Below are 9,216 nucleotides of genomic sequence, written 5' to 3' on the forward strand. Positions count from 1 at the left end.
CGGCTCATGCCGGTGCGCACCATGCGCACTCCCCAGAGCAGCAGGGCCACCGCGCCCAGGAGGTGCAGAAGAATCTCGGTACCGTTCAACGCGCTGGCGACCTCGTCAGGGAGACCGCCAACGTCATCGCATCGTCACCAACTTGTCAAACAAGCGATGCTACGCGCCCCGGTTGAGCTCATCCAGGAGTACCTCGCGTGCTACGGCATGCTCGGCGCCGGTGGACAGGTCGCGCAGCTTGACCACGCCGGCAGCCAGCTCGTCGTCGCCCAGGAATAGTGCCAGCCGGGCATCCAGCCGGTCCGCCCGCTTCATCCGCTGCGCCGGCTTGCCGCGGAAGGCCAGCTCGACATGCTGGCCGGCACGGCGTAGCTCCTGGGCGAGCTGCCAGGCCGCCCGCTCGGCCGCGGCCCCGATCGGCACGATCGCGACCGGGCGGATCGCCGGCGGCAGTGCCTCGATCAGCGCTGCCAGCCGCTCCACCCCGGCGGCCCAGCCTACGCCCGGCACGTCCGGCCCGCCCATGCTGCGGATCAGCCCGTCATAGCGCCCGCCGCCCAGCACGGTGCCCTGGGCGCCCAGATGGGTGGTCACGAACTCGAAGGCGGTGTGGGTGTAGTAGTCGAGTCCGCGGACCAGGCGCGGATCCAGGACATAGGCGATGCCGAGCGCGTCCAGACCGTCGGTCACGGTCTTGAAGAAGTCCCTCGACGCCTGGTTCAGGCTCTCGCCCATGAGCGGCGCGTCGGCCACCAGCTCCCGATCGCCCGGGTCCTTGCTGTCCAGGATGCGCAGCGGGTTCTTGTGCAGCCGGTTGCGGCTGTCCTCGGACAGCTTCGCTTCGTGGCTGGAGAAGTAGGCGACCAGCCGGTCACGATAGGCGGCTCGGCTTTCCGGATCGCCCAGACTGTTCAGCTGGAGCACGGTCTTGTCCAGCACTCCCAGTTCGTCCAGCACATGGGCGCCAAGGGCGATGACCTCGGCATCCGCCAGCGCCTCGGGTGCACCCAGCACCTCGATGCCGATCTGGTGGAACTGACGCATCCGCCCCTTCTGCGGCCGCTCGTAGCGGAACATCGGCCCATGGTAGAACAGCTTGACCGGCAGGGACTGCTGCAGCCCGTTGGTGACGAAGGCGCGGGCCACGCCGGCAGTGTTCTCCGGCCGGAGCGTCAGCTGCTCGCCACCCCGGTCGGTGAAGGTGTACATCTCCTTGGTCACCACGTCGGAGGTGTCGCCCAGCGTGCGCTGGAACACCTCGGTGAATTCGAAGATCGGCGTCTCGATCTCGCGATAGCCGTAGCGCGAAGCCAGGCGGCGCGCCGTCTCGTGGACATGGCTGTGGCGCCGCATGTCCTCGCCCAGAAGGTCATGGGTACCGCGGACGGGGCGCAGCTCGCTCATCGCTGTCTCGAACTCTCGGCTGGATCGGAAAAGTAAAGGTCAGGCCGCCTCGCGCCGGCCGTAGCGGCGCTCGACATAGGCCTCGACGATCTCCTGGAACTCTTCGGCGATGGTGGGGCCGCGCAGCGTATGGCGCTTCTCGCCGTCGATGAAGACCGGGGCTGCCGGGTTCTCGCCCGAGCCCGGCAGCGAGATGCCGATATCGGCATGCTTGCTCTCGCCGGGTCCGTTCACGATGCAGCCCATCACCGCGACCTTCATGGTCTCCACCCCAGGGTGGGTGGCCTTCCAGCGCGGCATCTGCGCGTCCAGCCAGGTCTGGATCGATAGGGCCAGCTCCTGGAACAGGGTGGAGGTGGTCCGCCCGCAGCCCGGGCAGGCGGTGACGGCCGGGGCGAACTGGCGCAGGTCGAGGGCCTGCAGCACCTCCTTGCAGGTCTCGACCTCGCGCGTGCGGCTCTCGTCCGGCCGCGGGGTCAAGGAAACGCGGATCGTGTCTCCGATCCCCTCGGTCAGCAACAGGGACAGAGCCGAGGCCGAGGCCACGATGCCCTTGGTGCCCATCCCGGCCTCGGTCAGCCCCAGATGCAGCGCATAGTTCGAGCGCCGCGCCAGCTCACGGTAGACCGCCACCAGATCGTGGACCCGGCTGAGCTTGGTGGAGATGATGATCCGGTCAGCCCGCAGGCCCAGCGCCTCGGCCCGCTCCGCGGACTGCAGCGCCGAAATCACCATCGCCTCGCGCATCACGTCGTCGGCCGGACGCGGATCCGGGCGGCTGGCATTGGCGTCCATCAGGCCGGTCGCCAGGTCCTGGTCGAGCGAGCCCCAGTTGACGCCGATCCGCACGGGCTTGCCGTAGCACAGCGCCGCCTCGATCATCTGCTCAAACTGGACGTCGCGCTTCTTGCCGAAGCCGACATTGCCCGGGTTGATCCGGTACTTGGCCAGCGCCTGCGCCATCTCCGGATGCTGGGCCAGCAGCTTGTGGCCGTTGAAGTGGAAGTCGCCGACGATCGGCGTCTCCCAGCCCAGCAGGCGCAGCCGCTCGACGATGACCGGCACCGCCCTGGCCGCGGCGTCGTCGTTGACCGTCACCCGCACGATCTCCGAGCCGGCCTTGGCCAACTCGATCACCTGGCGCGTGGTGGCGTCCACGTCGCCCGTATCGGTGTTGGTCATCGACTGCACGACGATGGGCGCGTCACCGCCAACGACGATGCCGCCCACGTCCACCGCATGGGTGCGATGCCGAACGATCTGGCGAAGTGCCACCATGAGCGGTCAACCAGTCCCGACTGTCCTAGGCGCGCGGGATAGCCCAGCCGGGCATCCCGTGTCACCAGCAACCACGCCGGACCTGCCATGCGCTGCCGGCACCGCGGCACCTGGCGGGCCGCTTGTCAGTAGAGGATGGACGGGAACCAGGCGCCTCGGGGCTCGCGGTACTCGCCCCGGCTCATCAGCACCATCGGTTTGACGGGTCGCAGGCCGGCCGCCAAGCACCAGCGGAACAGGCCCGCCTGCCGGATCGGCAGCAGCAGCGCGACCGGCTCCTGGACGGAGCAGGCAGCCCCGGCGAGAAGGGCGGCCATGTCCTCCTCGGTCTCGGCCACGCCGTGGTTGGCGAGCCAGACCGTCACCGCGGCAGCGTATGCCACCACGCGGCCGTCACGGCACGCGACCCGGGCCAGCCCCCTGCCAACCGCCTCGCGCAGCTCGTTGGCCCGGGAGTGACCGTGCACCCGCTCATGGAGCGCAGCGCTGGCGGCGAGGTCCTCCTCCCGCAGCGGCCGGACGTCCCATCCGGCCGAGACCGCGCACGAGGGCCGCCCGGCCAGGACGACCAGCGGCTCCCTGGCCTCGAAGCCGAGCCCGGCATAAAGGGCGAGCGAGCCGAGGTTGAATGCCTCCTGGGCCAGCCGCACCCCGGGCGCATCGGCCGCACGCTCCAGCACGGCCACCATGAGCTGCCGGCCCACACCCCTCCCCTGGGCCGCCGGGTCGACGACGATCGGGCCGACCGCACGGATCGGGTCACGCTCGCTCAGGAAGTTGAAGCCCAGGACGCAGCCATCCTGGCCCACCGCCACGACGCCGAAGACAGTGGGATGCTCGAGGAAGCCCTGCACACGCGCAATGGCGGCCTCGACGGACGGGTAATTGGGCGGGAAACCGTGCCGCTCGTTGAGCGCCTTGAACCCTTCGTAGCAGATCCGCCCGCACGCCCGGGCGTCGGCTGCGGTCGCCGGGCGCACCACGACCTCCGTCAAGGTCGACTTCCATCGGCGCTCATCGTGCGCCTCCCTTCTTCCGGCTCACGCCCCGGCGCAAACCGTATTCCGCCACCAGGAACTCCAGGGGAGCGCGCTGTGCAATGTCATACTTTAAGCGGAAGTGACGCCGCCTCGGGCCGCTCCTGTCAAGCGTCGCACGGGCGCCTGCCCAAGAACCACCGGAGGAACATCGACACCCTGCCCTGGCTAGGCCGGATCAGCACGCATGGCACGACCTGCCTGGACGCACCGTCGCACTTCTGCCGCTGGGCCAGAATCGGCTGTGAGGGTTGACCATTGCCCTGCCCCTGGCGGAGCAAGGGGCGGCTCCGCCCTGCCTCGGGCCGCTCGCGCCTCGCTTGGGAGCAAGCTGCATCTGCGCTGCGGTCGCCCGGACCCGCCGATGGCGTTCGTTCCGACGCTGGGCCAGCCCCACCCGCAATCCACCTGCCACGAGCCGACAGGCACGCATGCCGCGAGACGCCCCGGCTGCGGTCAGCCGAAGCTCCGGCTCCCGGTGATCATGGCAACAGGAGTCGCACGGGCCGGCCTGTGCCGAACCATCTCCCAGGCTCAACATCGGCGCTGGCACCCCGCCGCTCCCGACCGAGAAGGTCGCCCGGCTGATGGGCTGGGCGCCATACCGGGAGCGGAACATCGTCGGCGCTCGAAGGAGTACCAGCGGGTCGCCACCCGCTACGACAAGCGTGCGGCCAGCTAGCTCGCCTTTGTCCAGCTCGCCGCCAGCCGGATGGGACGTTCGAAACAGCCCTTAATGGGCGGGCGTGAGCCGAGCCTTGAGGGCGGCCGGGTCGAGCGGCACGTCGCGCAGGACGGCACCGCGGGCCCCCAGCGGCGCCAGTTCCGCGCCGTCCACCATCACCTGCAGCCCGCCGGCATTGCCGGTCCACAGCGCCAGATCGGCCCGCTCGGGCAGGAGGAAGCGTTCGCCGGCCTCCATCAGGCGGCTGCGCGAGAAGGACCGGTCGGCCGACCGTACCTGGATCCAGGCGGGCTCGGTTGCCACCAGCACCACGCGCGCCTCCCCGGCGACCGCGGCACCCACACCGGGGCTGGGCCGGCCTTCGTCCGCCGCGATGGCTTCAACGGCTTCCGCCGCCTCGCCGATCCCGGCGGGTGAAGCCGCCACAGACAGAGCCACCGCGGGCTGCGGCGCATCGGCCGTCACGCCCACATCGGGCGCCGGCGCTGTGCTGGCGGGCACGGGTGCCGCGGCCACCACCGCCAGCACCTCGGCCACGGAAGGCAGGTCCTGGACGGCCGGGGCCGGCGCTGCGGCGAGCGCCCGTTCCGGCACGGCCAGACCCATGGGATCCGGCCGCAGCGGCACTGGTGGCGGCTGCCGCACGGCAGGCGGGGGATCGGGCGGCGGCAGGTAGGGTGCCTCGGCGACCACTTCCGGCGGTGCCTCGACGCCCAGGCCCAGATAGGACCAGCCGCCATAGCCGGCGCCGGCCAGCACGAGGAGGGCCAGCGCCACGACCATGGTCGGCCGGCGTTCCTCGGCGGTGGGGACGCGGAAGGCCGGCGCTGCGGGCGCGGTCGGAGCAGCCGGCACCGCACCGGCGGCCTTCAGCCGCCGCACGAGCTTCTGGCCGTCCAGCCCCAGATGCTCGGCATAGCTGCGCAGGAAGCCGTGGGCATAGGGGATGCCGGGCAGCCGGGTATGATCGCCCTGCTCCAGCGCCAGGAGATAGGCGGGCTTGATCCGCAGGAGATCGGCCACGTCGTAGAGGTCTTCGCCACGCTGCTCGCGCAGAGCGCGAAGCTCCCGGCCGATCGACAGGGCAGCCGCCTCGCCGGGCGGGCCGGTTCGCAGATGGGCGGAGGTGGATCCTGGGGCCATGGGTCGGGGTCGACCTCGGTCGCGCTGGAGGGGGTAGCTCTCCAGTAGAGATAGCAGAAAACCCCGAACGGCCCAAAGAAGCAGCTGATCCGGAAACTGGCACCAAATACGCTTCAGGGGCGATAGACACCCGGCGGCAACACTATCTGATGGTCCAGTGCGTAGGCCTGCAGTCGCCCGCGCAGCGAATGGTCGGAAAGTTCCAGCAGCGTCATCAGATAGTCGTGCAGCGGCCCGATCGCGACCGAGCGGAGCATCGCCTTGACTGGCGCAAGGTCTGCGGCGGTGACCGACAGATGGCGCACGCCCAGGCCGATCAGCGCCATCGCCTCGAGCGGCCGGCTGGCCATCTCGCCGCAAACCGACAGGCGCACGCCCGCCGCCCGGCAGCGCTCCACCAGGTCGTGAATGAAGCTCAGGAGGCCGGGCGACAGCACGTCGTAGCGGTCACTCAACTGGGGGTTGCCACGGTCGCAGGCGTACAGGAACTGGAACAGGTCGTTGCTGCCGAGCGACACGAAGTCGACCCGGCGCAGGATCGCCGGGAGCTGCCAGAACAATGCCGGCACCTCCATCATCACCCCGACCTCGAGCCGCTCGGGCCGCGGCAGCCCATCCCGGTCCAGCCGGTCGAGTTCGCGGTCGACCAGGGCGCGCGCCGCCTCGAACTCGGCCACCTCGGTGACCATCGGGAACATCACGCAGAGCGGCCGGCCGTTGGCGGCGCGCAGCAGTGCCCGCAACTGCTCGCGCAGCACGATCGGGCGGTCCAGCATCATCCGGATCGCCCGCCAGCCCATGGCCGGGTTCTCCTCGGCTGGCGTGCGCCAGTAGGGGAGCTGCTTGTCGCTGCCGACGTCCAGGGTGCGGAACAGGATCGGCAGGTCGCCGGCCTTCTCCATGATCGAGCGGTAATAGTCGGTCTGCGCCGGGAGATCCGGATAGCGACTCCGGTTCATGAAGGTGAGCTCGGTCCGGAACAGGCCGATACCGTCGGCACCGCTCTCGTCGAGATGGGCCAGGTCGATCAGGAACGCTGCGTTCAGTGACAGGCCGATCGGCACTCCGTCCAGGGTCACCGACGGCAGGCTGCGCTGAGTTTCCAGTATCCGGCGCCGTTCCTGCCGGATCATGATCGAGCTGAGGAAGGCCTGCTCGACATCCTCGGTCGGCCGCAGGAACAGGTGGCCATGGTCGCCGTCGATCGCGAGCAGGTCGCCCGGATCGGCCGCCGCCATCGCCCCGTCGACCCGGCCGAGCATTGGGATGTCCAGCGCGCGTGCCACGATGGTGACGTGCGCGGTGCGCGAGCCCTCCTCCAGCACGATGCCCTTGATCCTGCTGCGGTCGTACTCGATCAGGTCGGCTGCCGAGAGATTGCGCGCGATCAGGATCGTCTCAGCGGGCAGGTCGGACGGATCGTGATGGAGGGCTTGCCCGGTGAGCTGCCGGAGCAGCCGGTTGGCGAGATCGTCCAGATCCTGCAGCCGCTCCCTGATATAGGGGTCGGCCACGTGACCCAGCTTCAGCCGGGTCTCCTCCTGCACCCGCCGCACCGCCGCCTCGGCCGACAGCCCGGTCTCGACCGTCTCGCGGATCCGGCGCACCCAGCCAGGGTCGTGGGCGAACATCCGCAGCGCCTCGAACACGTCGCGATGCTCGCCGGGCCCCAGGTCCGGCCGCTCGACCAGCTCGTCCATGGACGCGCGGAACCGTGCCACCGCCAGGTCCAGCCGATTCAGCTCGGTGCCGACATTCTCGGCGATCAGCCGGTTGATGACGATCTGCGGCTCGTGCAGCCAGGCTCGGCCGATTGCGACCCCCTCGACCAGCCGGGTACCCTCCAGCCGGTAGGATTCCCGCCTGAGGCCGGCGATGTAGCCATAGACCTTGGGGTCGGCGAGCCCGCCCGAGGCGAACATCTCGGCCAGCACCGTGCCGATAACCTCGAGCGCCTCGACCTCGTCGTCGGAATAATGCCGGGGTGCCCGGTTCTGGACGGTAAGGACGCCCGTCACCCGGCCCGAGCGCAGGAGCGGCACGCCCAGGAAGGAGTGGTAGATCTCCTCGCCGGTTTCCGGGAAATAGCGGAAGTTCGGGTGCGACTGGGCGTCCGCGGTATTGACCACCTGCCCGGTCGCGGCGATCGAGCCGACTAGGCCCTCGCCCACTCGCATCCGTACGCGGTGGACCGCACCGGGCGCCAAGCCCTCGGTGGCGAACAGCTCCAGGAGGTCGCCGGCGCGCTGGGCATAGACCGAGCAGACTTCCGCCACCATGTCGGTGGCGATCATGCGTACCACCCGGTCCAGGCGCTCCTGCGGCTCCAGCGGGATGGCCGCGACCTCGATCAGCCGGCGCAGGAGCCGCCGCGAGCCCGCCATTTGGTCGTAGTTGCGCGGCTTGTCACCCGCAGGGGGTTCGACCGCCCCGTGCCGCGGGGCCAAGGCGCTACTCCGCGGCCGCGGGCAAGGCACCCGCCGGCGCGCGACGGGCCAGCGCCGCCTCGGTCTGCGCCACCAGTTCCGCCAGTATGTCCGCGACCGGCTCGACCGCCTTGACGAAGCCGACGCTCTGGCCGGCCATCAGCGAACCCTGCTCGACATCGCCCTCGACCACCGCCCGGCGCAGGGCACCTGCCCAGAAGCGCTCGATCTGGAGAGAGGCCTCCTCGAAGCTGGTCTCGCCGCGCCGGTAGCGGCCGATCACCTCCACCTGCGTCTCGGCGAACCGCTCGGTCCCGGTGTTCACCAGGCCGCGGACCGGGATCACCTTGAACTGCGGGTCGATCTGCACCGAGGTCACCGCATCGCGGGCGCTGGCCCGCACGAAGGCCTGCTTGAAGGCGGGATGGGCGATGGATTCCGCCGCAGCGGCAAAGCGGGTACCCATCTGCACGCCCGCAGCCCCCATGCACAGATAGGCGGCGATCATCTCACCATGCCCGATCCCGCCGGCCACGAACACCGGCACGTCGGCGACGAACGGCAGGATCTCCTGTGCCAGCACGGAGGTCGAGACCGGGCCGACATGGCCACCCGCCTCGCTGCCCTCGATCACCAGGGCATCGGCGCCGGAGCGGACCAGCTTCTTGGCGAGCGCCAGGGTAGGGGCGAAGCAGATGAGCTTGGCACCACCCTGCCGGATCGCCTGGATCGTGTCCTTGTGCGGCAGCCCGCCGGCCAGGACGATGTGCGAGACCTTGCGGTCCAGGCAGACCTGGACGAGCTGCGCCAGGTCCGGGTGCATCACGATCAGGTTGACCCCGAACGGTGCGTCGGACAGGGCCTGGACCGCCTGGATCTCCTCGTCCAGCCGGTCCGGGGTCATTGCCCCACAGGCCAGGACCCCGAAGGCGCCGGCCCGGCCCAGCGCCGTCACCAGGTTGCGCTCGCTCACCCAGGTCATGGCGCCGCCGAGGAACGCCAGTTCACAGCCCAGGAACCGGCGCCCCCGGACGGAGGCGGCTGCCAGCAGCGGATGGGAAGGGAGCATGGTCACTGTTATCCGGCATCCAGGCCATAGGCAGAATGGAGCGAGCGGATGGCAAGTTCCATGTAGTCGGCGCCGATCAGCACGCTGACCTTGATCTCGGAGGTCGAGATCGCCTGGATGTTGATGCCGCGCTCAGCCAGCGTGCGGAACATGGTGTGGGCGACGCCGGCATGG

The 9,216-nt window shown here is 70.0% G+C and carries 7 protein-coding genes; all 7 read right to left on the reverse strand.

What is annotated here, in order from left to right; translation table 11 throughout:
* Positions 1 to 159: 159 nt before the first annotated feature.
* Complete coding sequence (gene hisS, locus EQG76_RS12680) at positions 160 to 1,404, reverse strand: histidine--tRNA ligase (protein WP_159713842.1); 1,245 nt, start codon at positions 1,402 to 1,404, stop codon at positions 160 to 162.
* Between the two features lie 39 nt (positions 1,405 to 1,443).
* Positions 1,444 to 2,682 (reverse strand): flavodoxin-dependent (E)-4-hydroxy-3-methylbut-2-enyl-diphosphate synthase, encoded by a 1,239-nt coding sequence (gene ispG, locus EQG76_RS12685; protein WP_159713844.1) that lies wholly within the window; start codon positions 2,680 to 2,682, stop codon positions 1,444 to 1,446.
* 125 nt (positions 2,683 to 2,807) lie between these two features.
* Positions 2,808 to 3,677: a GNAT family N-acetyltransferase gene (locus EQG76_RS12690; protein ID WP_200840773.1), complete on the reverse strand. Its 870-nt coding sequence runs from the start codon at positions 3,675 to 3,677 to the stop codon at positions 2,808 to 2,810.
* Between the two features lie 775 nt (positions 3,678 to 4,452).
* Positions 4,453 to 5,547 (reverse strand): helix-turn-helix domain-containing protein, encoded by a 1,095-nt coding sequence (locus EQG76_RS12695; protein WP_159713846.1) that lies wholly within the window; start codon positions 5,545 to 5,547, stop codon positions 4,453 to 4,455.
* A 113-nt stretch (positions 5,548 to 5,660) separates the two neighbouring features.
* Positions 5,661 to 7,994 (reverse strand): phosphoenolpyruvate--protein phosphotransferase, encoded by a 2,334-nt coding sequence (gene ptsP, locus EQG76_RS12700; RefSeq protein WP_321573460.1) that lies wholly within the window; start codon positions 7,992 to 7,994, stop codon positions 5,661 to 5,663.
* A 4-nt stretch (positions 7,995 to 7,998) separates the two neighbouring features.
* Positions 7,999 to 9,042, reverse strand: coding sequence for an NAD(P)H-dependent flavin oxidoreductase (locus EQG76_RS12705; protein ID WP_159713848.1), 1,044 nt, complete (start codon positions 9,040 to 9,042; stop codon positions 7,999 to 8,001).
* Positions 9,043 to 9,050: 8 nt separating this feature from the next.
* The coding region (locus EQG76_RS12710) for an ACT domain-containing protein (RefSeq protein WP_159713850.1) at positions 9,051 to 9,216 on the reverse strand (166 nt) is incomplete at its 5' end.

Source organism: Geminicoccus flavidas, from assembly GCF_009806515.1.
GTDB classification, from domain to species: Bacteria; Pseudomonadota; Alphaproteobacteria; order Geminicoccales; family Geminicoccaceae; genus Geminicoccus; species Geminicoccus flavidus.

Coding starts and splice junctions, on each gene's coding strand:
- hisS (WP_159713842.1), bottom strand. CDS start 1,404: ATGAGCGAGCTGCGCCCCGTCCGCGGTACCCATGACCTTCTGGGCGAG.
- ispG (WP_159713844.1), bottom strand. CDS start 2,682: ATGGTGGCACTTCGCCAGATCGTTCGGCATCGCACCCATGCGGTGGAC.
- EQG76_RS12695 (WP_159713846.1), bottom strand. CDS start 5,547: ATGGCCCCAGGATCCACCTCCGCCCATCTGCGAACCGGCCCGCCCGGC.
- EQG76_RS12705 (WP_159713848.1), bottom strand. CDS start 9,042: ATGCTCCCTTCCCATCCGCTGCTGGCAGCCGCCTCCGTCCGGGGGCGC.